We start from the raw sequence: 24,051 nt of genomic DNA, 5'->3' as shown, positions 1-24,051 counted from the left end.
TCCCGTTGTTACCGGAATTGCCGTTGCCATTCCCGTTGTTACCGGAATTGCCGTTGCCATTTCCGTTGTTACCGGAATTGCCGTTGCCATTTCCGTTGTTACCGGAATTGCCTCTGCTATTCGCTGATACCAATGCCGTCCGGGTCGCCGCTCTGCTTGAGGAGCGCGCCGTTGCGGATCTATCGGAAACGCGCGCAACCTCCACAGCCGGACGGGCCGACACACCGCCGTTACCCCGACCATTGTTGTTTGCGTTGTTGTTCGAGGACGATTTGGCCACACCGCGGCCACCGGAAGCCGTCGCGTTGCGAACCAAGCCGTTGGTCGCGCTGCTGACATCGATTGTGGTCAGCCCCACCGGTGCCGAAAGCACTGAATTGGAAGGCTCTTCAGCCGCGAGCGCTGAGGTTACACCTTCAACTCCGGCGCCGGCCGTTTCGTTCAGGGCAACATCCGATGTGCCACTTTCATCCACCGCCGCACTATCCGTTTGCGTTGCACCGGCGCCGCTGTCCACCGGAACGCTGTCCAGCTGCAGACCGGATCGGGATGTCGTCCGCGCAGTTTGCCCCGGACGCACCATGACGGCGGCACCACTCGCCGTATCCGTCACCTGAACAGCCCCTTCAACAACATGAACGAGACTTTCGCCGTCCCGTACATTGACCGTGAACGACGTCCCTTTGACGACCGCCGCCAGATAGGGGGTGACGACTTCGAAATGCGGGGACGACTGCTTCTTGACCTTGAAAAGAGCAGTTCCGAGCGATTGCAGTATTCTCGTTCCCCAGCTCTTGTCCTGCTCCGGAATGCTGATTTCCGTGTGCGGGCCAACGATGATGGACTCCTCGCCACGAACCAGCACCAACCGGCCCCGATCCCTGGTCCGAATGACGCTTCCAACGCCTATGCGACTGTCAACGGAGACCGGAGCCAGACCACTACCATTCCGATCGATCTCGACATTCCCCGAGATCTCCAGAATGGTCCAGTTTTCGTTCTGTTGCGCCTGAACAACATTGCTGCTCATACACAGAACGATCACGGCCAATCCCAGCATTGCGCGAGAAGCAGTTCTGATCGCGTTGCCCATTTCAGTTTCCGTCCTTACACGGTCTTCTGTCCGTTTAAGTCGCCGCCATCCTGGCCACGCTCGTTGAGGCTCCCTCGCCTCTCCATTTGCCGAAAATTTTCTACAAATTATAAATAAGTATTGTTTTTCAGTTAGTTAGCCCCCAGTATCTACATCAAACACACTCTCTCAACAACAATATTATCCGGCGACAAAGTATTAATGGAAGTTAACTATATTTTTACTACCCCGCTCTCGACTTATAAGACAAATACCATTAAGAACAAACACCTCGCCAACGGCCTCACTACTTACAGAAGTCGATGTTTCAGCAAAAATTTTATTTATACTTATTTTTTTTACTGCTATTGAGTTTGCAGCAGGCGCAGGATTCTGCATCCGCTCAGCAGACGCTGTCATCGCCCGATGCGCAGATCGAAGAACGGGTGCCAAGGGCTCCCGAGCAGACACCTGGAGGCCCCGCAACCCCGCTTCCGCCCGCACCCGATAAAGCCGTCCGGGAACAGGAGCAGACATTCCTGCTTGCTGCCGTCAGCCTCGAAGGCAACACCCTGTTTTCGCAGGCTGATCTCGCCCTCTATTACGAAGACATCCTGGCTCGGCTGGTGACCACCTCAGACCTGCAGGCCGCCGCGACAAGGATTACGGAACACTACAAGGAGCGAGGGTATTTCCTGACCCAGGCCTACCTCCCGCCCCAGGACCTTTCCTCCGGGATCGCCGTTATTCGGGTCGCGGAAGGCTATGTCGAGCGTGTCGACTTCCAGGGCGACGGACAGGTCCACGGGATGGTCCGCCGATTGGCGTCCGCGATCGACGAGTTTAGACCGATCAAGCGCAAGGACCTCGAGCGCGTCCTGCTTCTGATCGGGGATTCTTTTGGCCGTATAGTTGAGAATGCGGAGATGGCGGAGATCGATGCCCGTGACGGCCGATACGCCCTCCAGCTCACCCTGACGGCAAAACCGGAGAGTGGCCTGGTGTCCTACGATAACAGGGGCACCACCTCTTCCGGCAAGAATCAGATCTGGGTGTCCGTTTCAAGCAACCGGTTTATCGACCCCGACACTCAGTTGCGGGTCGGCCTGTTCACCATCCCCGATCAACCCCAGGAACTGCGCTACGGCGAAATGGAGATCAGCCGTCTCGTCGGCTCTGCCGGGACCACCGTCGGCGCCGTCTTCTCGGCGAGTGAAAGCGATGCCGGCGGCATTGATGCCATCGACGGGATCGAAGGCAGCAGCCGACGTCTGGTCCTGAAAGCGGCACACCCGGTCCTCCGGAGCACCGAGGCCAGCCTCTGGCTCAATCTTTCGGCCGATATCCGCAGCATCTCGGAAGAAGACGACGACGGCAGCAATTTCAAAGATGAGCTCCGGGTGCTCCGAAGCAATCTTTATATGTACGCAGTGGATGATTTCGGCGGCCAAAACCAGCTCTACGGAGAGCTGTCCGGCGGTTTACCTGCATTCGGCGCATCCGGGGTCGGCGCTCTCCGCTCCCGCCTCGGCGCCGACGCAGAGTTCCTGAAACTCCGCGCCTCGGTCACGCGCCAGCAGGAGATTACCAACGAAACTGGTATCCGGTTTCATGTCGCAGGACAGCTAGCGGATGATGAGTTGCTCTCATCGGAGGAATTCAGCCTCGGCGGCTCCTCGATCGGCCGGGCCTACGATTTCAGCGAGCTGACCGGAGATCACGGTGTCGGCGGCAGTATCGAGCTACAATACGGAGACAGCCTGCGGGACGATTACTTCACCTGGTTCCAGATTTTCAGTTTCTATGATTTCGGCATGGTCTGGAACGAGGGAGAATTCGAACAGACCCGGGAAAGCCTCTCCTCCGCGGGCTTGGGCATGCGCCTGGATCTGACGGACACGACCCGGCTGCAGCTAGAATATGCCCGCTCGCTGACCCGCCATGCAGCGGACGATGGCGGGGATTTTCAGCGCGTATTCTTCGAATTGAGCAAGAGCTTCTGACACAAGGCGGCAGAGAAAGATCGGACCGGACGCGCGGCCTTCATTTCGTCGCGGCGTCGACCTTGAACTCCACCGACGCATACCAATCGGCCGCCGCCCGGATCTCCTCGTCCGACATCGCCTCGGCGATACCGTTCATGATCTCATGCGTCCGCTTGCCCCGCTTGAAGGCTTTCAGCTGGGTGTCGATATAGATGTTGGTCTCTCCCGCAAGGTTGGGAGCATCCTCAAAAAGCGCAATGCCGTCGACGCCGTGGCAGGCCGTGCAGGCTTCCGGCGCATTGGCCGGATCGGTCCCGGCAGGCAGAGACGCTGTCGCCTTATGAGCGGCATACCAAGCCGAGACATCGTCCATCTGCCGCTCGCTCAGGCCTGACGCGACGACCGTCATCATCTCATGCCGGCGGGCGCCGGACTTGAAGGCTCGCAGCTGCCGCTGGAGATAGGATTCCGGCTCGCCCCCGATATGCGGGGCGATCGGGATTCTCGCAAAACCATCGAGCCCGTGACAGGTCCGGCACATATTCGCGACCTTGCGGCCGGCCGCGGGATCGCCTGAAAAAGCCGGAGCGGCCCCGGCGAGCATCAGCCCGCCGAGACCGAGCAGGATCGCACGCCTCATTTGGTGTAGCTGATCCGGTAAAGCGCCCCCGCCAGATCGTCCGACACCAGGATCGATCCGTCCGGAAGCTGCGCCACATCTACCGGGCGGCCGAGATATTCGCCCGTCGCTTCATCAAGCCACCCTTCGGCAAACGGCTCTATTGCGGCGTTGCCCTGATCGTCGATGAAGGTGACCATGACCCGGGCGCCAACCGGGGTGGTCCGGTTCCAGGATCCGTGCTGGGCCGAGAAGATGGCATGCTTGTATTTCTCCGGGAACATACGGCCCGTATAGAAATGCATCCCCAAATCCGCCGCATGTGCGACCGTCGCGACGACCGGCATCACGGTGTCGGCCGGCGGTTCCTCGCCCTTGTACTCGTTGGTGCGGGTGTCACCGCCGCCATACCACGGATGACCGAAATTCTGGCCTGCTGCGGTCTGCCGGTTCAACTCGCCGGGCGGGATATCATCGCCCATCCCGTCGACCTGATTGTCCGTGAACCAGAGCTCCCCGGTCGCCGGATGGAAGTCGTGCCCGACCGAATTGCGGATGCCGTAGGTGTAAACTTCCCGGCCGGTGCCATCGAGGTTCAGGCGGATCATCCCGCCGATGCCCCACTTGTTGTACAGATCCAGCTTATCCGCCGGTGCCACGTTGAAAGGCTGACCGAGCGAGATATAGATCTTGCCGTCCGGGCCGATCCGGCAGACCCGTGCCGTGTGATTGAAGCTTTCCTCGTCCGGCGGGATCAGATCGCCCTTGGCGACAAGATTGAAGGCCGCAACGTCCGGGCTTTCGTAAAAGAACTCGGCCGCCGGGAACAACAGCACCCGGTTCTGCTCGGCGATATAGAGGAAGCCGTCCTTCGAAAAGCACGGCCCGTTCGGAATGCTGAAAGTCAGCGACGGTGCGAAATCCTTCACCTCGTCAGCGACACGGTCCTTGTTCCGGTCCGTGACGGACCAGACCTTGTCCTTGCGGGTGCCGACGAAGGTGACGATGCCCTGCGGGCCGACCGCCATGTGCCGTGCATCCGGAACCACGGCATAAAGCTCGATCTTGAAACCGTCCGGCAGCGAGATGCGTTCCAGCGTCTTCTCGATGCCGACAGCATAGTCCCCGCCCTGCTCGATAAAGGTGAATTCGGTCACGCCGGTTGTCTTGAAGCCCGACAATTTTTCGAGATTGTCCGGAACCTGTCCGGATTGCGCGAACGCGCCGCCTGCAAAGAACGACGCAGCCACGGCCAATGCGATTATCTGTTTCATCAGATTTTCCTCCCTGTTGGCACGCTTATGCAACCATGATTTGCGTCACCACAAGGTAGGTCAACCTGATTTCTGCCTTTAAATTGCGCAAAAATCGTATGCCATTGCCGCCCGACGGCGCCGATGACGTCTGCAATATTCGATCAATGCTTGTGAAACAATCGGTTACGGGAACGGCACCCAGCGCGATCGGGCTTCAGGCCGGAGCCGCAATCAGCAGACGTAAACGGCGCGCGACCAGCACGAAAATGGCAGACAGCCCGACGCACCAAAGCATCATGACCACGCCTTGCCGTTCCAGCGTGATCCCCGCATCAATCAGCAGTCCGGTAATCGCGGGCCCGATGGCGGTGGAAAACACCATGGCCGAAACCGCCAGCGCCCGGATCGCGCCGAGATTGCGTGTGCCGTAAACCTCCGCCCAGACAGCTCCGTTCAGCGCACTGGAAAAGCCCGCGCCGAAGCCGATACAGCCGAGCACCACACCCCAGATCCAGACCGCGTCACTGGTGCCCAGCAAAACGATGCCGAGACCGATCGGCAGCAGGAAGAGCGGCAACAGGGCCAGCGCTCCAAACGCATCGATGATCCGGCCCGCAATAAAAACCGCGATCATGGCGCAGATCGCATAGGCCGGATATCCGGCCGCCATCTCGACCAGGCTCCAGCCCTTCTCGCCGGAGACATGCGCCTGATGGAAGAAGATCACCGTCCCGATGAAGGGCGGCGTCAGGATCCCGGGGAACAACGCCCAGTAGGACCAGTGCCGGAGCGCTTCCGGCCGGGTCCAGTGTCTACCGAGTGCACCTGCCGCCGGGCCGCTGGTCTCCCCGCCCTGGGGCTCCCGGTCGCGAGCAAACAAGATCCATAGCGCGCCGCCGAAGGCCACGGCGAGGATCGCTGCGGCGAGCACCCAGGTGCCGCGCCAGCCGACCAGCGCGATTGCCAGCACCGCCAGGGCCGGAAGCACCGCCTCGCCAATCCCGTAGCCAAGGCTGGTGATCGCGATCGCCCGTCCGCGCCGTGCCTGGAACCAGCGGGCGGTCGCCGTCATGCCGACATGACTGATCATGCCCTGCCCGAAGAAGCGCAGGCCGAGCACCATGACGAAAAGCATGATGATGGACTCGTGCAGCGCCATGCCGACGCAGACCAGCGCAAAGCCTGCAATGACCAGCATCGCCAGTTTGCGCAACGACATCGTGTCGGCGAGCTGGCCCGCCTTGATGAGCAATGCAGCGGAGGTCAGCGTCGCCCCGGCATAAAGCGTTCCCCAATCGCCGTCGCTGAGACCGTGCAGCGCCATGAACTGGCTGGCGAAGAGCGCAATGAAATAGGTCTGCCCGAAGGACGAGCCGAACGTGCACAGCAGGCCTGCACCGAGCCAGCGGGCATTTGCGAGGTAGAAATTGTTCCGGGGGCGATCAGAGTCCATTTCTCTGCTTGGCGTGGAAAACCATGGCATGTCAAGCAGATGAATGGTTGAGCACGACCGATCAAAAGGCGAGAAGCGACGATTTGCCTCTTGAAGCGCGGACCGGCCTCCCCTCACACTGCGGGCTTCCGATACAGGTGTCCCGCACGCCGGTATGCCATTCCGGCAAAACAAGCTCCAGACGTCGCCGAAAGGGGTCATCCCCCTGAAAAAAGGACCTTCAAATGCCAGTTGAGAAAATAGACACGCTGGTCGTCGGCGCCGGTCAGGCCGGGATCGCGATGAGCGAGCACCTCGGCAAGGCTGGCGTGCCTCATCTGGTTCTGGAGCGGTCCCGGATCGCCGAGCGCTGGAGATCGTTCCGCTGGGATTCTCTGGTCGCCAACGGGCCTGCCTGGCACGACCGCTTTCCCGGCATGGAATTCAAGGGCGAGAGCCCCGACGCCTTCGTCGAGAAAGAGAAGGTCGCCGACTATTTCGTCGACTACGCGAAGATGATCGATGCCCCGGTCCGCTGCGGTGTCGAGGTAACGTCCGTGACACGGAACGAGGGCCGCCCGGGTTTTCGTGTCGAGACATCGGATGGAGTGATCGAAGCCAACAGTGTGGTTGCCGCCACCGGCCCGTTCCAGACCGCGACGATCCCGCCGGTGGTCCCGGATAGCCTCGGGATCACCCAGCTCCATTCCAGCGCCTATCTCAATCCCGGCCAGCTCCCGGATGGTGGCGTTCTGGTGATCGGCGCGGGCTCGTCCGGCGTGCAGATCGCAGACGAGCTGAACCGGGCGGGAAGAAAGGTCACGCTCGCGGTCGGCCCGCATGACCGCCCACCCCGGGCCTATCGCGGACGGGACAATTGCTGGTGGCTCGGCGTTCTCGGCAAATGGGAGGCCGCGACTCCGTCCGCCGGGGCCGAGCATGTGACGATTGCAGTGAGCGGTGCGCGTGGCGGAGAGACCATCGATTTTCGCAAGCTCGCGGAACAGGGCCTCACCCTCGTGGGCCGCGCGGAAGGCTGCAAAGACGGCGTCATGAGCTTCGCCGACGACCTCCGCCGCAACATCGAGAATGGCGACAGGAATTACCTCTCCGTCCTGCGGGAAGCGGACGCCTATCTCGCCCGGACCGGGCTTGAACTGCCGGAGGAGCCCGAGGCGCACATCATCGCTCCCGATCCGGATTGCGTAACCAACCCGATCCGTGAGCTCGATTTGAAAGCAGCCGGGATCTCTACGATCATCTGGGCAATCGGCTTCGGACATGACTATAGCTGGCTAAAGGTCGATACGTTCGACGAGACCGGCAAGCCCTTGCACCAGCGCGGCGTCTCGCGCGAACCGGGGATCTATTTCCTCGGTCTGCCCTGGCAGTCGCGTCGTGGATCGAGCTTCATCTGGGGCGTCTGGCACGACGCCCGATATGTCGCGGACCAGATTGCCATCCAGCGATCCTATCTCGACGTCGATGCCGCCGCCCGTGCGCGTGGCGCGGCGCCGGGCGCCAAGGCCTGATCAACATTCTTCAAGACGGCAGACGGGCCGCATTCTTACTCAACGGAGGCCAGCATGGCGCATGAACGGCTGCGGAAATTCAACACCAAGGACACCTACCCGGAACAGAAGCTGGACAACGATCTGGCCCAGGCGGTGATCACGCGCGGCGGCCGCACGGTCTGGCTGCGCGGCCAGTGCCCGCAGGATCTGGACACGGCGAAGAACATCGAGAGTCACGATCCCGTCGAGCAGACCCACAAGGTGATGCAGAACATTCGCCAGCTCCTCGAAGAAGCCGGGGGCGACATGCATCATCTTGTAAAACTTGTCGTCTATATAACGGACGTCCGGTACCGGGAGGCCGTCTACCGGACCATGGGCGAGTACATCAAAGGCGTCCATCCGGTCTGTACCGGCCTTGTCGTTCAGGCGCTTGCCCGGCCGGACTGGCTGGTAGAGATCGACGGCACCGCCGTTATTCCGGATGAATGATCCGGACGCGTAATCAGGAGTTCCGCATGACCTTCTCCCTCGTTGCCCGCTGCGCCGAGACCGGCATGTTCGGCATTGCCATCTCCTCCTCCTCGCCCGCCGTCGCGGCCCGCTGCGCCTATACCCGCGCCGGCGTCGGCGCCGTGGCCAGCCAGAACATCACTGATCCGCGCCTCGGCCCGCTGGTGCTGGACCGGATGGAAATCGGCCTATCCGCCGAGGGTGCCATCGAGGCAATGCGCAAGGAGTGTGAATTTCTCGACTACCGCCAGGTACTCGCTGTTGATAAACACGGCGGCAGCGCCATTCATTCCGGCGGTAACGCGCTGGGTATCTGGTCCGAAGCAAAGGCCGAAAACGTCGCGTCAGGCGGCAACCTGCTCGCCAACGCGGAGGTCCCCGCGGCCATCGTCGCCGCCTTCACGGAATCCACCGGTCATCTGGGTGACAGGTTGATCGCCGCCATGAAGGCCGGCCTCGCGGCAGGCGGCGAAGCGGGCCCGGTGCATTCCGCCGGCATGCAAATCGCGGACGAACTCGGCTGGCCCGTCGCGGACCTGCGCTGCGACTGGACGGAAGACTGCCCGATCGAAGCGATTGCGACGGCGTGGGAGGTCTACAAACCCCAGCTCGACGCCTATGTCACCCGCGCGCTCGACCCGCGCGAGGCACCGTCTTACGGCGTGCCGGGGGACGAGTAACCCTCACCCCTTCTCGCTCACCCCTCCGCCGCAACGAACGCGACCGACTGTTTCGCCGTTCGCATGACATGCTTGCGCTTGATCTTCGACTGGAAGAAGCGGTTCACAGCCGCCGCCAGCACCGGCACCCAGGGAGCGTCCGGGCGAGCCCGGATTTCCTCGCGGGTGGCGACCGGCAGCTTCACCATATGGGCGGAGACGATATATTCCGGCTCCGCATGATCGAACAGGCCGGGCAGCAGGTTAGCCAGAAACGCCTCCGGATCATCCACCGCATAGGGCGCCGTGTCCTGCTGGACCTCGGTATAGGCGGCGTTACGGCCGGTAAAGCAGGCCATCTGCAACAGGGCGTCCGGCCACAGATCCTCAAGCCGTCCGCACTGCGCCCGCACCGCGTTGGCGAAGGTGATGCCGTGTGTGAAGTCGAGCCAGTTCACATTGTCCGGCACCGGGCGGTCGTGCCGGGCGCCCCAGTGCGTATCGAAATGCAGCATCTGCCAGGCGGCAGCGCCCATCAGGGCATCGAGCAGGGCTGTGCGGTCCCCGCTTGAGCGGTTCGCACGGTCCAGCGCGCGGGGCACGTTGAGGCTGTAGAATTCCTCCGGCGCGACCGGCGCATCTCCTGCCCCGTCCCATGCCTCCCGGGCTGGACGATAGGCCTTGAATTCCGGGATCAGATCCTCCCGACTGGCATTCACCAGCGCCCGGACCAGCGTCAGGTAAAGCGGCTCGGCCAACGTGTCGCCCAATCGTTCAACGAGCTGCCGGGTCTTGTAACAATAGATCAGCGCATGGCCGAAATCCTGATAGTGGGCGAGCGCCGCCCGCGTTACCGGCGCATCCAGCACTTGCCAGCCGGGACCACGACAGGCGCCACGCACCAGCGCGGCAGCCGCCGCTTCATCCTCCGCCTCGATGGCTTCGACCAGCCGGTCTGCATCGAACGCGGTCTCTCCGTCCGGGAACGGAAACCGCTCCCAGCGCAAACTATCCCACGCAAGATGAGCGACAATTTCGACGTGCGGGATGATCGAGGAGGCGTCGTCCTGTCCGCCATAATCTTCCCCCAACTCCAACCAGTCCGGCGCCGCGGCAATGGCATGGGTGGTGCCCCATTCGAACCGTTCATGCGTCCAGAGCACCGCCTGCCTTACCGCCTCCAGCGGATCGCCTCCGGCCGCCTTCAGCCGGGCGATTTCCCGGGCCATGCGGGTGTAATTATGGTCGCGAAAACTCTCTTTCAGATTACCGAGCGCGGTCTCGATCCGCTCAGCCGCCGGTGCATCCGCAATGTCGACAAAGACGGCGCCGTCCCGAACTTGCGTGGGGTAGATCCGTAGACGATCACCACCGACCTGATTGGCGCCGCTGACCAGATCGAATTTCCAGTTATGCCAGTTGCAGGTCAGCCGGCAGGCGCCCGCCGCCTGATCGCCCCCCGCCTGATCAATGGTGCCTTCGATCAGTGGATAACCCTCATGCGGGCACCGGTTGTTGCAGGCATGCACGCATCCATCCGCATGGAACAGCGCAATCTGCTTGCCGCCCGCCTTGAAGATCTTACGGCCTGCCTGCTCAAGCAGTGTGAGCGGCATTGCCTCGACCCATTCGGGTTTCTGCCTGTGTTCCATGACACCTCTTCCTCTTGTCTTATCCGGTCAGTCTGGTCCGCTCAGTCCGGCCGCATGCCTTTTTCGGTCAGCTCATCGATGGCCGCGTCCGTCTTCCGCAGATGACCGAGCCCCATGCTGCGAAGAACATGGTCCGCCTTGGTGAACTGGATATTCTCGTAGCCGATGATTTCGATCCGGTTGCCCCAGGGATCGAGGAAGTCGAGGAAACGATCCGGCAGGGGCAGGATTTCCACCCCGTTCGCCAGCAACACCGCGCGCACCGCCTCCTTGTCCGCCACCACAAGACCGACATGCCGCTTCACATCCGCCGGCTGAGGCCGGCTCGTGACCAATGCGATGAACTGGTCGCCAAGATCAATTTCGGCCTGGCTTTCGGTCCGGCCGCGCTGCTCGAACGTGAAAAGCCTGCCGTAAAACTTCAGCGCCTCGTCGAGATCGCCAACCTCAAGCGCGATGTGATTGATCCCGACCACGGGAACCGGGGTGGGAGTTGAGGATGGGATAGGGTTTTCAGCGGAAACTTCCGGCACGGTAGGCCTCCTCGCAACGACGGGTTCGTTGCAGAGCATTCTGCGCCGGGAATTTATTAAATCAAGATTATTCTTTTTTAATTATCTGGGCGGACGATCAGTCGCGCATGAACAGATCCCGTGAGGCGGGTCGGCCACGCAGCCGGGTCAGCAGCCAGAGAAGGATCCCGAGCCCACCAAAGACCAGCCAGGCCGGGAACAGCAGGACGGTCACCATCACCGGATGCCAGAGAAAAGGATGCAGATATCGGGCGATTGCCGGCTCGGCGAGCTGCAGGCTGTCCCGATGCAATCCGGCCCAGAGCGTGCCCGCATCCATGATGCGCAGCGCCTCCGCCTGGTAGCTCGCATATCCGTCCCGCGCGGCGAGTGCCAGCGCAATCAGGATCAACAGCAGCGCAATAAACCGGAACAACCGCCTCATACATCCCCCGGCGCGCCCGAACCGGTTCTCCGGCGGACCTGCGCGCAAACAACTGACGAGCCCCCTAACAGTCTGGAAAGACTACACCAATCGAGCCCCACAACCAATCGTACCGCGCATATCCGGGGGTCAGCGGCAGAACTGTCTTTTTTTCTTCAATTTCAGGCTTCAAATCGTTGCAAAGCCCGGACGGCTTTTGTATGGTCCGCGCCTCTTCAGGAGGGATGGCCGAGTGGTTTAAGGCGCACGCCTGGAAAGCGTGTTGGGGTGTAAGCCCCTCCGGGGTTCGAATCCCCGTCCCTCCGCCAGCTTTCCGATATCAAATTGATATTTTTATGTGACGGGAAACCGTCCGGCTGTTGGCGCCCGGATTGATCCCCTTTAGAGGCAATCGGTTGCCTCAGACCTTTGCGGCCTCACCGCGAATCACGCGACAGATCAGGCGGTCACCGGTTGCTCGAGGGCTGCCGCCAGGGCGTTCAGGGCGGCTTCGGTGAAACGCCACATATTGGCTTCCCGGTTTCCCTCACCGGTCTCCAGCGTGAAGACCCGGGTCGTCGGGCCGCAGAGCGCGATGCAGGTGTGACCGGCGGCATCGCCGTAGCGGTTGCCCCGCGGGCCCGAGGCACCGGTCTCCGCAAGTCCCCATGTGGTGTCCATCTTCCGCCGCATGGTCTCGGCCAGCAGGGCCGCGTAGGGCTCGGAGGAGGAGCGCATGCCCGGGTGCTGCTCAAACACAATATCCGTGAAGATCTCGCGGGCCTTGTGGGTGTAGATCACCCCGCCGGCGACGAAATAGGCGGAGGCGCCCGGCACCGCCAGGAGAGAGGCGGAAATCAGCCCGCCGGCGGAGGACTCGGCGACGGCGATGGTCTCGCCGCGTGCCGTCAACAACCGTCCAGCGGCTTCACCAAGCCCACCCAAATCACGCATCCCGTCAATCCTCCCGTCGCGCCTTAAATCGCGCTGTTAGCTCATTTCAGCAGTATGCCCGCTATGCGGACAAAGGCGCCGTTCATTTGTTGCGTATGAATGGCGGCTCTCCGAAGTCTGCGTCTTAAGTCAGCGGGATTTTGTACTCTACGGTCTCGCGTCCACCGAGAGCCTTGTCGGCACTATAGGTTCTAACCATCACCCCGCCTGCTTTTTCGATGACCCGTATCGAAGCAGGGTTGTCAGGGCTGGTCGTAATTTCAACGTATTTAAGGCCGGCTGCTTTCGCCTCTGGAAGAATTGCGACAAGCGCTGCAGACGCAAGGCCCTCTCCTTGTCGCCAAGGCACGACGGCATACCCGATGTGACCCGAACAAGTCGGCGGCAGTTCCTCTGTCCCAGGCTTCCACCGCAAACCTATGTGACCGCAAAACTCATTATCCCATATCCATCTGCGAATGCTCGGCAAGCGCGGCACCTTCGAGCCGTCTGGAAGCGTAAGAGGGCCAGCCTTCGCTGTCGGATCGTCAAGTTTTGAAACGAACGATGCCGCGTCCTTTGAAATCGCAGCGATCTGTTCATCTGCGGCTTCAGGGCGCAAATTGTCTGGTGACCAACCGTTTTTGAGCGCGGAAACATACGCAGGAATATCGTCAATGTTTGGTATGCGTAATTTCACTTGATCCTCTTCTCAACAAAAAAACCAACAAAACAAGACACTTACCTATAACGCAGCATTGATCAATAAAGGCGCGAAGCAGACAGGTCAATCAGCCGTGAGCGCGCCAACAATCGCCTTCACCGACCGGATCGTCAGTGCGTTTCGCTCCTCGTCGACAGGCAGCGCCTGGGACGAGACCTTTGCGACCACGATTTCGTTCGCCCGGTCGACAAACAGGTTCTGGCCATGCACGCCGTAGCCAAACAGCAGCGGCGCCGGCCCGTCCTCGACGTACCATTTGCTGCGATAGCGCATCGGCGCGCCGCGGAAGAGTTCCGTGAAATCGCCCGACGCCCAGGCGGCAGCATCGCCGCCCGCGATCAGATCGTCGATCCAGCCAGCGGGGACGATACCGCGCCCGCCTTCGACAAGAAGCTGCCCGACCCGGGCGAGATCGCGCACCGTCGCGCAGAAACCGCCTGCACAACGCGGGGCGCCGAGCCGGTCGACGGTGATATAGGCGCTGCGCTCCGCCCCCATCGGCCGCCACAGTTTTTCGGAGACGAGATCGGCATAGCGCCGTCCGCTGGCACGCTCGATCACCCAGCCGAGCAGATCGGTATTCGGCGAGACATAGTGGAAGCTGCCGTCATGCGCGCCGTCCGCGCCGGTCATCGTCGCGAAAAAGCTCCGCAGATCCGAAGGAAGCTCGCCCGGCTCCAGCGGGTTCCAGTTCTGCGCCTTGCGGTATTCGATGATCGGCCCTGATGTCGCGAGATAATCTTCGTCAAAAGCGACTCCGGCCCGCATGTCGAGCAGGTGACGCACCGTCGCGCCTTTGTAGGCCGTGCCCGCAATCTCCAGCACATAGCTGGTGACCGGAGCGTCCGGATCGAGAACACCTTCCTCAATGAGGATCCCGGCGATCAGGCCAAGCAGCGATTTCGAGACCGACATCAGAATATGCGGTGTGAAGACATCCATGCCGTTCGCATAGGATTCGAACACCAACGCGCCGCGCCGCAGAACCACGATCCCGTCAGTGTCCGTGTTGGCGAGGAAATCCGAGAGGCTCACCCCACCGTCCAGCGTGAGCCCGTCGAGGCCGCCCGGCGCATGCCGCAGACCGGACACCGCATCGGGATCGTTCGGAATATCCGCAGACGCCACGATTTCGCGCACATGGTGAAAAGCCCACCGGCTGAACGGCGCCGTCCGCCAGTTCGCCAGCGTCACCTGTGTTTCGGGAGAGGCAGGAAAGCCCTGCATAAGATCAGTCACGGGCATGGTGGGTCCTTGAAGGTTGGACGCTACCTCTACCGCTATCTTTGCCCTCGCACCACTCCTCCCGGCAGGGCGCCCGTCGCCTCGCCGCCCCGGTATGTCACCTTGCCGGAGACAATGGTGGCGTCGTAGCCGGTCGATTTCTGCATCAGCCGCTTGCCGTTCGCCGGCAGGTCATAGGTGACGTAGGGATCGGAGAAGCCGACCTTGTCCCAGTCGATGATATTGACGTCGGCTTTCTTGCCAGGCGCCAGCACACCACGGTCGGACAGACCGGCGGCGCTGGCGGTGTCGGAGGTCAGGCGCCGGATCACGTCCGTCATCGGGAAGCGGGCCCGGTCGCGGCCCCAGTAGCTCATCAGCCAGGTCGGATAGCCGGCATCGAGGATGAAGCCGACATGGGCGCCGCCGTCCCCCAGCCCCATGATCGCGTTCCTGTCGGCCAGCATCTCTTCCGGCGCGCTCATGTCGTAATTCGCGTAGTTCACCAGCGGCGTGTAGATGAAGCCGCGCCCCTCCCGCTCCAGCAGGATGTCGTAGGCGACCTCGGGCGCCGTCCGGCCTTCCCGCTCGGCCATCGCCGCGATGGACTCGCTCTTCGCGGGCTCGTAATTGGCGGGCGAGCCGAGGCGGAACATCTTGGAGAAGGAAATCCGGTGGATCAGCGGGAAGGTGCTGTTCTTCACCGGGTCCTCGGAAAGGATCTTCCGGCGCACCTCCGGATCGCGCAAAGCCGTGACCCGCTCCGCCAGCGGCAGATCCGCGATGGAGCGATAGGTCTCGGTGCCGGAGAACGGGTTCTGGCTGCCTTCAAGGCCGAGCAGGATACCGATCGGGCGCGGCGCCACCACCGGCCGGATCGACAGTCCGTCATTCGCCGCCTCCCCCGCCATCCGCAGCAGGTCGCGCCAGAAATGCGGCCGGTCGTGCCGCTGGTTCAGGGTGAAGACGGCGGTCCGGCCGCTATTCTCGATGATCCGGCGCAGCATGGCGAACTCGGTTTCCGGGTCCGGCTCGTCCCAGTCAGAGACGATCTCGAGGAAGCCTGCCCCGGCATCCTGCATGCCGCGCGCGATCCCGGTCAGCTCTTCCTCCTGGGCGCGCAGGGTCGGTGTGTAGTCACCGGCGAGGCTCTTGTGGCTGATGGTGCGCGAGGTCGAAAATCCGAAGGCTCCCGCGCGCACAGCATCCGCCGAAATCTCCCGCATCCGGGCGATGTCTTCCGGCGTCGCATGTTCGAGATTGATCGCCCGCTCGCCCATGACATAGACCCGGACGGCGGCATGGGGCAGCAGCACGCCGAGATCCATGTCGCGCGGCAGCTTCTCCAGCACGTCGAGATACTCCGCAAAGCTCTCCCACTGCCAGTTCAGTCCTTCATGCAGGACCGGGCCGGGAATGTCCTCCACCCCCTCCATCAGCTCGACCAGCTTCTCGCGGTCCTCCGGCTTGCAGGGCGCGAAGCCGACACCGCAGTTGCCCATGATCGCCGTGGTGACGCCGTGCCAGGCCGAGGGCGCCATGTGCTTGTCCCAAACCGCCTGGCCGTCATAATGGGTGTGAATATCGACGAACCCGGGCGTGACCAGCTTGCCCCGCGCGTCGATCTCCTCGACGGCGGTCTGCGCTCCGAAATCGCCGATGCCGACGATGCGATCCCCGGCCAGCGCCAGATCCGCCTCGACCGGCTCCGCCCCGGTGCCGTCGACGATGGTTCCATTCCGGATGATCAGTGTGGGCTCAGCAGACTTTGGCTCAGCAGACATGGCGAATCCTCCCGATGTTTATTCTCTTTTTCCGGGAGTGTGAGCCTGCGGACAGGCCCCGTAAAGCCGCAGGCGGGCACAAGTGTGGTGACGGTTTGCCGGAACACCCGGCACTCTCCGCGCCGCTCGCCAGCCGTGCTGCCAAAATACCATCAATCGGCGCGGCCCGGCTTTGCTAGCCTCCTGGCAAAACACGAAGCACTAATATCGCAAGGGGAAACGCGGCAATGGACAGCTCAAGCAAGATCGCCCTGATCGGCGCCGGACTGATGGGACACGGGCTTGCCCTGGTGCATGCAATCGCCGGGCATCCGGTGAAGATGACCGATATCAGCGAGAACCAGCTCAAGATCGGCATGGACCTCGCCGCCAGCGCGCTGGAGACCATGGTCTCGGCAGGCAGCATCGCCCGCGCCGACGTCGCCCCGATCCTCGCCCGGATCACGCCAGTGGCTACCCTCGCCGACGCGGTTTCGGACGCGGATTTCATCATCGAGGCGGTGGTCGAGAACCGGGATGTGAAGCGCACGGTGTATGCCGAGATCGAAGCGGCGGCCCCGGCGCGGGCGCTGATCGCCAGCAACACCTCCTATCTCGACGTCTTCCCGCTGGTCCCGGCCAGCCTGCAGAACCGTTTCATCATCACCCACTGGTACACGCCGCCCTATATCATCGATCTGGTCGATATCGCCGGCGGGCCGGAAACCGATCCGGCACATCTGACGACCATGCGGGACCATTACCGCGCCATCGGCAAGAAGCCGGTGCTGTTCGACCGCTTCACGCCCGGCTATGTCGCAAACCGGCTGCAGGCGGCGATGACGCTGGAAATCACCCGGATGCTGGACGAGGGCTGGGCCAGTCCCGAGGCCATCGACGACAGCATCAAATACGGCCTCGCCCTGCGCATGGCGACCATGGGCGCGCTGATGAAAGCGGACTTCACCGGCCTCGACATGACCCGCCGCTCGCTCTCCAACAAGATGTACACGCCGCCGGAAGTGAAAGGCTACAGCGAGACGCTGGAGGGGCTGATCGCGGACGGCAAGATGGGCGTGATGAGCGGGTCAGGCTATTTCGACTATGGCGACATGAAGCCGGACGAATTGTTCCGGAACCGGGATATCGGGCTGCTGAAGCTGAAAGCGGCGGTGGAGACGGTGGAGGAAGAGACGCCGCTGTCGCCGAAGGGGTGATCCGCATGGATGCGATGGAAACGGACTATGTCGTGGTCGGCGCAGGCTCCGCCGGCTGTGTCGTGGCGAGCCGCCTGAGCGAGACCGGGGCAAAGGTCCTGCTGCTGGAGGCCGGGCCCGCGGACCACAATCCCCTGATCCATATTCCGGCCGGCGTGAAGAGCCTGCTCTATAACGCGAACGTCAACTGGAACTATGCGAGCGAACCGGAAGAGGGCACGGCGGGACGGGCTATTCACTGGCCGCGCGGACGCGTTCTGGGCGGATCGCACTCGATCAACGGGATGCTCTATGTGCGCGGCAACCCGGCCGACTACGACGGCTGGGCGCAGCTCGGCTGCCGGGGCTGGAGCTTCAGCGACGTCTTGCCCCTGTTTCGCCGGTCCGAGCGCTACGACAAAGGCGAGGATGCTGTCCGGGGGCGCAGCGGCCCGATGCCCGTCGAGGATTACCGGACCATTCTGCCACTGACCCACGCCTTCGTGCGCGCGGCCCAGGAGGCCGGTTTTGCCTTAAACCCCGATTACAACGGCTCACAGCAGGACGGGGTCGCCTATTCGCAGATGACGCGGCGCGGGCGCTGGCGCGCGTCGACCGCACGCACCTTCCTGGCCGAGGCGCGCGAGCGCCCCAATCTGCGGATCGAGACGGAGGCGCTGGTGCAAAAGCTGACCTTCGAAGGGCGCCGGTGCACCGGGCTGGTGTTTCGCCGCCACGGCGAGGATGTCCGCGTCCGCGCCTCCCGCGAGGTGATCCTGTGCGGCGGCGCCGTCAATTCACCGCAAATCCTGCAGCTCTCGGGGATCGGCCCGGCCGGGCATGTCGCGGGCCTCGGGCTGCCGGTGGTGCAGGACCTGCCGGGCGTGGGCGCCAACCTGTCCGATCACTATGTCACGCGCATCACCCACCGGGTGCGGGACGCGATCTCGCTGAACGAGCTGTCGCGGGGCTGGCGGGTGCTGCGCGAGATCGGCCGCTTCGCGCTTTTCGGCAACGGCGCGCTGACCTTCGGCGTGACGAGCGCCATGGTGTTCTGCCGCAGCCGCGAGGGCCTGGAGAGCCCGGACCTTCAGCTCCTGTTCACGCCGGCCAGCTACGATCCGGACAAGCCGCTGGCGCTTGAGCGCGCGCCCGGAATGGCGACGGTAATCTGTCCGACGCGTCCCGCCAGCCGTGGCACGGTGATGGCCGCCAGCCCGGATCCGTCGGAGCCGCCGCGCATCAAGCCGAACTATCTGTCGGATCGCGACGATTTGCGCGTGATGCTGTCCGGCATGGAGCATGTGCGGCGGATCTTCGCGGCGCCGTCCCTGGCGCGCCACAGCGCTGCGGAACTCTGGCCGGGATCGGCTGCAGCGGACGAGGCCGCGCTCGCGCAATTCGCCCGGGAACGCGGCACCACGCTCTACCATCCGGTCGGCACCTGCAAGATGGGGATCGATCCCATGGCGGTCGTTGACCCCGAGCTCAGAGTCCGCGGCGTCGAGGGCTTGCGCGTCGCCGACGCATCGGTGATGCCCTATCTGACAACCGGCAACACCAACGCCCCGACCATCATGATCGCCGAGAAGGCGGCCGACCTGATCCGGGCGGAAAGCGCGTAATCGTCGCGCGCCCGAACCTCACTCTAAGTGCCGTCGATATAGACCCAGTCTGCGCCCTCGCGGCGGAAGCGGCTGGTTTCGCGCACGCGGCCGGTGTGGGTGCCGTTCCGCCATGTCGCCGTGAAGCGGACAGTCGCGGTATCGGGCCCGGTCACCTCGTGCCGGTCGATCGTCAACCCGGTCCAGACCTGGGCGGGGTCCAGATCAAGGATCAAGGGCCGCGTCTCCGCTGCCCAGCTCTTCTGCAGGTAAGCCGTATTTCCCCGGCTAAACGCGCAATAGCGGGAGCGCATCAGCTCCTCCGCATCCCGCGCCGGCGCCCCAGAATGCAACCGGCCGCAGCAGCCCAGATAGCTCTTCCCGCTGCCGCACTCACATGGCTCAAACAAAACGCTCTCCAATCAGGTCGCGCCCCATCAACGCGCGCCGAGCTCGTCGAGATAGATCCGCACCGCATTCTGAACATGCCGGAAGCGGTCGCCCCCGAGATGCTTGCCGCCGAACCATCGCGTCACCACGATGATATGGTCGCGCAGCCCTTCCCGCTCCAGCATGCGCAGGATCACCATTCCCGCTCCCGCCTCGCCATCGTCGTTTTTCAACGCCGTATCAGCGGTCAGCAGGGCCCATGTGTTGTGCGTGGCCTTGGCGAATTTCTTTTTGGCGCAAAGCGTCTTGATAAAGGCCTTGGCCTCCTCTTCGGACGCGCACGGACCGCCCGAGACCGCATATTTCGATCCGCGGTCGCTGATGATGTTCTCGAGAATACGCATCACGCAGGCTTAGAGCGATCCAATGCCGGCAGCAAGGGGGCTGCGGCATATCCGGCCGGCATTTTGGTGTCCTTCATGAAAGCGCAGCATGGAAAGCAAACGCCTCGCTTCAGGGCTGCGTGCTGTCGGTGTCCTGTAAATCGGAAAGAATTCTGTCATCGAACCCGGGAATTGGCTGGCCGCGGCTTGCGCTCAGCACCTGCTCCCGGAAGTCGGTAATCCCGCGACGTGCGGCAAGCGGGAAAACCTCTTCCAACCTGACAAGGGTTTCCGAAAGCCGACTGACGACATCCGCGTCGGTGATCCCGTATCGTGCAATCGCTGCGAAGGCCCGGCAGGCCACATCCTCCAGAACGACAGTTTCGATTGAGAGACGCACCTGGCCGTCCCGGTCCAATCGCATTGCCGATGGGATGCCCCGTCCGGCTGCGCGACCAAGGACTTCTCCCAGTCTGTCAATGCAGTAGAGAGCGGTCGTCGGATCATTCAAGCCGGGCGACAGGGATCTCTGGGCCAGTTCCACGATACGGTGGATGGCGAATTCAAGATCCTGATAGGGCGTCCGATCCCGGCCGATGACGACCGCACCGCGGAGCTCTTCGGCGATCTTGTCCGATACCCGATCCTGCGGATATGCGGTGATCACGCACGCACCCTTGATGACAAACCTGCCGGGCGGCGCATCGACCCGCAGAACAAGATCATGCTCCGAGGCAATCCGCATCAACGCGTCAATGCCGATATTCTGGACATATCCGCCAAAGTCGGCCGCGATCTGCCTGCTGGATGCTTCGAAACCGTCAGGCATTTGGTGCCCGGCACCCTGCTCGGGCCGTTCGTCAAACAGGCGATCAACAGCGGCACACCCTTCCCGGGCGAGTTTCGCCAGCAAGGTTTCGATCCGGATCGACGTTGCGATGTGATGAATGAAATAGATCAGAACAGCGACACTGGCCGCAGCCAGAACAACACCAAACCCGACCGCCAGATGGGGGACGAAGCTGGCCCCCTCCATGCCCCGCACCGACCGCAGCACGAACAGGCAGTAGAGAAAGGTCGCGATGAACGTGCCCAACACGATCTGGTTGCTGCGATCGCGCATGAAATTGTCCAGAACCCGCGGCCCGAACTGCGAGGAGGCAAGCTGCAACGACAACATCGTGATTGAAAAGATCAGGCTTGCCACCGTGATCATCGAGGTTGCGATCACCGACAGGATCGACCGCGCGCCCTCGGGCCCGAACGTATAAAACGCATTCGGGTCGTCCGTCTGGTCCACGTCGCGCAGGGTATCGACCTCGATGAGCAGAAACGAAAGCGCCACAGCCACGATGGCCATGAGAGCGGGCACGAACCAGAAGCTGGAGTTCAGGCGGTCCCAGAACGCGATGACGCGGGTGATCGAAAATGAGGCAGCCATGACCAACTCTTTTCTTGTCGCGGGCTGGGTCGCAAGCTTGCCGAACTGACGGCGAAACCGCTTTCCGTCACAGTGAAGGAGTTAATCCAGGGCCGCCCGGCATGAGCCTCAATCCTATCAAACAGCCTGAGAATCACTAGTTCAGAAACTATAAAAAATTACTCTCTCTCTGATATTCGTATTTCTGGAACGAACAACTCGTCAATTTTAGACATATTATCAGAAAACCATTCCAAATTACTTTGATTATCGTCTAGATATTTAGAATATCTATTATGTTGAGCCTCCGAATAAACACCAGAATTTATTACTTTCTCTAAAGATTTTATGCTTTTTCCATACGCTTTCATTTTGGTAGACCGCCTCTCCATCTCCGCGACGAAATCGGCCACCACATTACTAAATAAGAATTTAGATTCAGAAACTACTCTTAACATATTTTTCATAGAAATGTCAGGATAACTTGGGTCAACGATCACACAATTAAATATACCTTTCACTTCATTATATACATCTACTTTCAATTGATAAGTCCTTTGCGCAATATCAAGCTTATACAAATCATTCTGCCTGTCGTAAATGGCATTCTGATTTGCAATCAGCTCATTTTGCTTCTTTCCAACAATATACGCCGCAACACCAACCACTAGAGGTGTAATACTTACACCAACCCAAAATGTCGCAAAAGTATCATACCAAGGAGTAATTATTTTTAATTCATTAGGAATATTTAAGCTTGCACTAACATGCATTATACTATCTGACAGCTTCTGAGATGATAAATAAAAAACATGCCTCAAAGTTGCCATTTCATCCTGAAAAACTTTAAGTAAACCTACTCCCTCCGAATTCTGAGCGGCCAAATTTTTGTCAAATTTCATCAGAATAGAAGCTTCAAATTTTTTCAGAGCCTGCAAAAGCTCCCGAACGTGAGATTCCGAAATAGTATCGATGTGATTTTTGACCACATCCTGGAGAGGCGAGACCGTATCAATGTTGATAGGATGACCAACAAGGTCATAATTTTTTACTCCATCACCATCTGACATATTCCCTCCGGCGATTTACGCTTTCGATTTCCGCCACCAATATCATGCCCTAACTTACCAATTCCCACACGCCAACATATGCCCCGCGAGCATTCCTCGCGCTTTCATCATCACTAACGGGAGATAAGGAGACACCTCTGAACTACCCTCTGCACTGAAAAACAAACACGAACCAGCATCGATTAATGCGTTATCCTCCCCCCACACTGACCAGCCCGCCGCAATAGCCCTCCCGAAGAGAGCAAACCAATGCACCCCATAATCCTCTTCACCGGCTATCTCCTCATCACGGTTGCCCCGCTTCTCCTTAGCGCCCTGCAAAATCTCCCGCCGCGCCCCCTGCTGGATGAGATCGCCTCCGGGCTCGGCATGACGGCGTTCGCTATTTTGCTGGTCGAGTTCGTGCTGTCGGGGCGGTTCCGGGCGATTTCGGGGCGGATCGGGATGGATGTGACCATGCGGTTTCATCAGCTCGTGGCGCGCACGGCGCTGATTTTCGTTCTTGTTCACCCCTATCTCTACAGCGCGGAGTTTTTCGGCACGCCGCTGCCGTGGGACGCGACGGGGCAGTTTACGCTCGGCCTCGATGCCGGCTCGCTGATCACCGGGCTGATCGCTTGGGTGGCATTGCCGTGCTTCGTGCTGATGTCGATTTTTCGGGACCAGTTGCCCTATCGTTACGAGGTCTGGCGGGCGATGCATGCCATCGGCGCGGTGGTGATCGCGGCGGCGGTGACTCATCACGCGCTTGAGGCGGGGCGGTACAGTGCCGACCCGCTGCTCGCCGGGTTCTGGCTTGTCCTGCTCACCCTCGCCCTTGCCTCGCTGGTCTGGACCTATGCGATTGCGCCGCTCGGGGAGGCGCGCCGGCCCTACGAGGTCACCTCGGTCAGGAAGATCGCGCTCAGGACATGGGAGCTCGCCCTGCGGCCCCGGCGCGGGGACGCGCTCGCCTTCGAGGCGGGGCAGTTCGCCTGGCTCAAGTTGGGGCACAGCCCGTTCTCATTGCAGGAAAACCCGTTCTCGATCAGCTCGGCCCCGGCCGACCGCCCCGATGTCCGCTTCGTCATCAAGGAAGCCGGGGATTCCACCCGGCATATCGGAGACGTTGCGCCGGGCACCGTCGCCTGGCTCGGCAATGCGCATGGCAATCTCACGCTCAAGGGGCGCACGGGAACGGGGATCGCGCTGATTGCCGGCGGGGTGGGCATCGCGCCGCTGCTCTCCATCGCCCGGCAGCTCCGCGCCGAAGACGACCCGCGCCCGATGACCCTGCTCTACGGCAACCGCACCGCCGAGCAGATCGTCTACGCGGACGAACTGGAAGCGCTTTCCGGGCGCCCGAACACAGAGGTCATCCACGTCCTGTCGGAGCCCGGGCCGGGCTGGGCCGGACGGGTCGGGCTGATCGACCGGGAGACCATCGGGCAGGTCTTTACAGCGGAAGACGCGTGCGACTGGCTCTATATCCTGTGCGGGCCGCCCGCCATGCTGGAGAGCGTCGAAGACGCCCTGCTGGCGCACGGGGTTCCGCCGAAGCAGATTATCGCCGAGCAGTTTTATTATGATTAGGAAGCACGCGAGGGGGCTGGCATGAGCAAGCTGCGACACAGGATCCAGGCCGGCGTCTGGGGGACCAGCGCCCTGCTTCTGCTTGCCGTTCTGATCTTCGCCCTGCGGTAGGGTCCGGCCCGCTGCCGATAACA

General features: G+C 61.6%; 22 protein-coding genes and 1 tRNA gene. 8 read left to right on the top strand and 15 right to left on the bottom strand.

All coding sequences use genetic code 11. From position 1 onward, the window contains the following. Positions 1-1,030, bottom strand: a 1,030-nt coding sequence (locus IG629_RS20415; RefSeq protein WP_193173755.1) for a FecR family protein, incomplete at its 3' end; no start/stop codon positions are given. 488 nt (positions 1,031-1,518) lie between these two features. Here IG629_RS20415 and IG629_RS20410 point away from each other — a divergent pair. After that, positions 1,519-3,075, top strand: a complete 1,557-nt coding sequence (locus tag IG629_RS20410; RefSeq protein ID WP_193173754.1) for a ShlB/FhaC/HecB family hemolysin secretion/activation protein — start codon at positions 1,519-1,521, stop codon at positions 3,073-3,075. Positions 3,076-3,115: 40 nt separating this feature from the next. On the opposite strand, the gene IG629_RS20405 is transcribed toward IG629_RS20410, so the two are convergent. From IG629_RS20405 to IG629_RS20395, 3 genes are all read right to left on the bottom strand, one after another. Beyond that, positions 3,116-3,697, bottom strand: a complete 582-nt coding sequence (locus IG629_RS20405) for a c-type cytochrome (protein ID WP_193173753.1) — start codon at positions 3,695-3,697, stop codon at positions 3,116-3,118. Beyond that, entirely contained in the window at positions 3,694-4,950 is a 1,257-nt protein-coding gene (locus IG629_RS20400; protein WP_193173752.1) for a PQQ-dependent sugar dehydrogenase, read from the bottom strand. Before IG629_RS20400 ends, IG629_RS20405 begins: the two co-directional genes overlap by 4 nt. Positions 4,951-5,146: 196 nt before the next feature. After that, entirely contained in the window at positions 5,147-6,385 is a 1,239-nt protein-coding gene (locus IG629_RS20395; protein ID WP_193173751.1) for an MFS transporter, read from the bottom strand. A gap of 224 nt (positions 6,386-6,609) precedes the next feature. Between IG629_RS20395 and IG629_RS20390 the strand changes: the two genes are divergently transcribed. Genes IG629_RS20390 through IG629_RS20380 form a run of 3 tightly spaced genes read left to right on the top strand, consistent with a single transcriptional unit; the run spans position 6,610 to position 9,071 of the window. Next, the gene (locus IG629_RS20390; protein ID WP_193173750.1) at positions 6,610-7,896 is read left to right on the top strand and encodes a flavin-containing monooxygenase; all 1,287 of its coding nucleotides are present in this window, start codon (positions 6,610-6,612) and stop codon (positions 7,894-7,896) included. A gap of 54 nt (positions 7,897-7,950) precedes the next feature. Beyond that, positions 7,951-8,370, top strand: coding sequence for a RidA family protein (locus IG629_RS20385; protein ID WP_193173749.1), 420 nt, complete (start codon positions 7,951-7,953; stop codon positions 8,368-8,370). A gap of 26 nt (positions 8,371-8,396) precedes the next feature. Further along, positions 8,397-9,071, top strand: coding sequence for a DUF1028 domain-containing protein (locus tag IG629_RS20380; protein ID WP_193173748.1), 675 nt, complete (start codon positions 8,397-8,399; stop codon positions 9,069-9,071). A gap of 17 nt (positions 9,072-9,088) precedes the next feature. On the opposite strand, the gene IG629_RS20375 is transcribed toward IG629_RS20380, so the two are convergent. The 3 genes from IG629_RS20375 to IG629_RS20365 form a co-directional block, all read right to left on the bottom strand. Continuing rightward, on the bottom strand, positions 9,089-10,702 hold the full coding sequence (locus IG629_RS20375) for a Rieske (2Fe-2S) protein (protein ID WP_193173747.1): 1,614 nt from the start codon (positions 10,700-10,702) through the stop codon (positions 9,089-9,091). 41 nt (positions 10,703-10,743) lie between these two features. Continuing rightward, complete coding sequence (locus IG629_RS20370; protein ID WP_319025139.1) at positions 10,744-11,235, bottom strand: VOC family protein; 492 nt, start codon at positions 11,233-11,235, stop codon at positions 10,744-10,746. A gap of 97 nt (positions 11,236-11,332) precedes the next feature. After that, on the bottom strand, positions 11,333-11,659 hold the full coding sequence (locus tag IG629_RS20365) for a hypothetical protein (RefSeq protein ID WP_193173745.1): 327 nt from the start codon (positions 11,657-11,659) through the stop codon (positions 11,333-11,335). Between the two features lie 218 nt (positions 11,660-11,877). On the opposite strand from IG629_RS20365, the gene IG629_RS20360 reads away from it, so the two are divergent. Further along, positions 11,878-11,967 (top strand) — tRNA-Ser (locus IG629_RS20360). A gap of 130 nt (positions 11,968-12,097) precedes the next feature. Here IG629_RS20360 and IG629_RS20355 read toward each other — a convergent pair. From IG629_RS20355 to IG629_RS20340, 4 genes are all read right to left on the bottom strand, one after another. Continuing rightward, positions 12,098-12,592 carry a CinA family protein gene (locus IG629_RS20355; protein WP_193173744.1) on the bottom strand — a complete coding sequence of 165 codons (495 nt, stop codon included), beginning with the start codon at positions 12,590-12,592 and terminating at the stop codon, positions 12,098-12,100. 124 nt (positions 12,593-12,716) lie between these two features. Further along, positions 12,717-13,271 carry a GNAT family N-acetyltransferase gene (locus IG629_RS22980; protein WP_193173743.1) on the bottom strand — a complete coding sequence of 185 codons (555 nt, stop codon included), beginning with the start codon at positions 13,269-13,271 and terminating at the stop codon, positions 12,717-12,719. 87 nt (positions 13,272-13,358) lie between these two features. Next, positions 13,359-14,534: a serine hydrolase domain-containing protein gene (locus IG629_RS20345; protein ID WP_319025138.1), complete on the bottom strand. Its 1,176-nt coding sequence runs from the start codon at positions 14,532-14,534 to the stop codon at positions 13,359-13,361. A 41-nt stretch (positions 14,535-14,575) separates the two neighbouring features. Beyond that, on the bottom strand, positions 14,576-16,303 hold the full coding sequence (locus tag IG629_RS20340) for an N-acyl-D-amino-acid deacylase family protein (RefSeq protein WP_193173741.1): 1,728 nt from the start codon (positions 16,301-16,303) through the stop codon (positions 14,576-14,578). A 227-nt stretch (positions 16,304-16,530) separates the two neighbouring features. Here IG629_RS20340 and IG629_RS20335 point away from each other — a divergent pair, with 227 nt between their 5' ends. After that, the gene (locus IG629_RS20335; RefSeq protein WP_193173740.1) at positions 16,531-17,499 is read left to right on the top strand and encodes a 3-hydroxyacyl-CoA dehydrogenase family protein; all 969 of its coding nucleotides are present in this window, start codon (positions 16,531-16,533) and stop codon (positions 17,497-17,499) included. A 5-nt stretch (positions 17,500-17,504) separates the two neighbouring features. Then, positions 17,505-19,103 (top strand): GMC family oxidoreductase, encoded by a 1,599-nt coding sequence (locus tag IG629_RS20330; RefSeq protein WP_193173739.1) that lies wholly within the window; start codon positions 17,505-17,507, stop codon positions 19,101-19,103. A gap of 23 nt (positions 19,104-19,126) precedes the next feature. Here the strand turns inward: IG629_RS20330 and IG629_RS20325 are convergent, their stop codons facing one another. The 4 genes from IG629_RS20325 to IG629_RS20310 form a co-directional block, all read right to left on the bottom strand. Next, complete coding sequence (locus tag IG629_RS20325; RefSeq protein ID WP_226886974.1) at positions 19,127-19,492, bottom strand: YchJ family protein; 366 nt, start codon at positions 19,490-19,492, stop codon at positions 19,127-19,129. 27 nt (positions 19,493-19,519) lie between these two features. Beyond that, positions 19,520-19,876, bottom strand: coding sequence for a YigZ family protein (locus IG629_RS20320; protein WP_193173760.1), 357 nt, complete (start codon positions 19,874-19,876; stop codon positions 19,520-19,522). A 109-nt stretch (positions 19,877-19,985) separates the two neighbouring features. Then, complete coding sequence (locus IG629_RS20315; RefSeq protein ID WP_193173738.1) at positions 19,986-21,296, bottom strand: DUF2254 domain-containing protein; 1,311 nt, start codon at positions 21,294-21,296, stop codon at positions 19,986-19,988. A gap of 158 nt (positions 21,297-21,454) precedes the next feature. Beyond that, positions 21,455-22,345 (bottom strand): hypothetical protein, encoded by an 891-nt coding sequence (locus tag IG629_RS20310; RefSeq protein WP_193173737.1) that lies wholly within the window; start codon positions 22,343-22,345, stop codon positions 21,455-21,457. A 249-nt stretch (positions 22,346-22,594) separates the two neighbouring features. On the opposite strand from IG629_RS20310, the gene IG629_RS20305 reads away from it, so the two are divergent. Further along, complete coding sequence (locus IG629_RS20305) at positions 22,595-23,917, top strand: ferredoxin reductase family protein (RefSeq protein WP_193173736.1); 1,323 nt, start codon at positions 22,595-22,597, stop codon at positions 23,915-23,917. Positions 23,918-24,051 lie beyond the last annotated feature (134 nt).

It is taken from the genome of Nisaea nitritireducens, assembly GCF_014904795.1.
In the GTDB taxonomy this organism is placed as follows: domain Bacteria; phylum Pseudomonadota; class Alphaproteobacteria; order Thalassobaculales; family Thalassobaculaceae; genus Nisaea; species Nisaea nitritireducens.
The sequence above is the reverse complement of the archived record's forward strand: the minus strand, read 5'-3'. Positions and strand labels throughout refer to the sequence as shown.

Coding starts and splice junctions, on each gene's coding strand:
- IG629_RS20315 (WP_193173738.1), bottom strand. CDS start 21,296: ATGGCTGCCTCATTTTCGATCACCCGCGTCATCGCGTTCTGGGACCGC.
- IG629_RS20385 (WP_193173749.1), top strand. CDS start 7,951: ATGGCGCATGAACGGCTGCGGAAATTCAACACCAAGGACACCTACCCG.
- IG629_RS20365 (WP_193173745.1), bottom strand. CDS start 11,659: ATGAGGCGGTTGTTCCGGTTTATTGCGCTGCTGTTGATCCTGATTGCG.
- IG629_RS20310 (WP_193173737.1), bottom strand. CDS start 22,345: ATGTCAGATGGTGATGGAGTAAAAAATTATGACCTTGTTGGTCATCCT.
- IG629_RS20380 (WP_193173748.1), top strand. CDS start 8,397: ATGACCTTCTCCCTCGTTGCCCGCTGCGCCGAGACCGGCATGTTCGGC.
- IG629_RS20375 (WP_193173747.1), bottom strand. CDS start 10,702: ATGGAACACAGGCAGAAACCCGAATGGGTCGAGGCAATGCCGCTCACA.
- IG629_RS20340 (WP_193173741.1), bottom strand. CDS start 16,303: ATGTCTGCTGAGCCAAAGTCTGCTGAGCCCACACTGATCATCCGGAAT.
- IG629_RS20330 (WP_193173739.1), top strand. CDS start 17,505: ATGGATGCGATGGAAACGGACTATGTCGTGGTCGGCGCAGGCTCCGCC.
- IG629_RS20305 (WP_193173736.1), top strand. CDS start 22,595: ATGCACCCCATAATCCTCTTCACCGGCTATCTCCTCATCACGGTTGCC.
- IG629_RS20320 (WP_193173760.1), bottom strand. CDS start 19,876: ATGCGTATTCTCGAGAACATCATCAGCGACCGCGGATCGAAATATGCG.
- IG629_RS20390 (WP_193173750.1), top strand. CDS start 6,610: ATGCCAGTTGAGAAAATAGACACGCTGGTCGTCGGCGCCGGTCAGGCC.
- IG629_RS20355 (WP_193173744.1), bottom strand. CDS start 12,592: ATGCGTGATTTGGGTGGGCTTGGTGAAGCCGCTGGACGGTTGTTGACG.
- IG629_RS20395 (WP_193173751.1), bottom strand. CDS start 6,385: ATGGACTCTGATCGCCCCCGGAACAATTTCTACCTCGCAAATGCCCGC.
- IG629_RS20405 (WP_193173753.1), bottom strand. CDS start 3,697: ATGAGGCGTGCGATCCTGCTCGGTCTCGGCGGGCTGATGCTCGCCGGG.
- IG629_RS20335 (WP_193173740.1), top strand. CDS start 16,531: ATGGACAGCTCAAGCAAGATCGCCCTGATCGGCGCCGGACTGATGGGA.
- IG629_RS20400 (WP_193173752.1), bottom strand. CDS start 4,950: ATGAAACAGATAATCGCATTGGCCGTGGCTGCGTCGTTCTTTGCAGGC.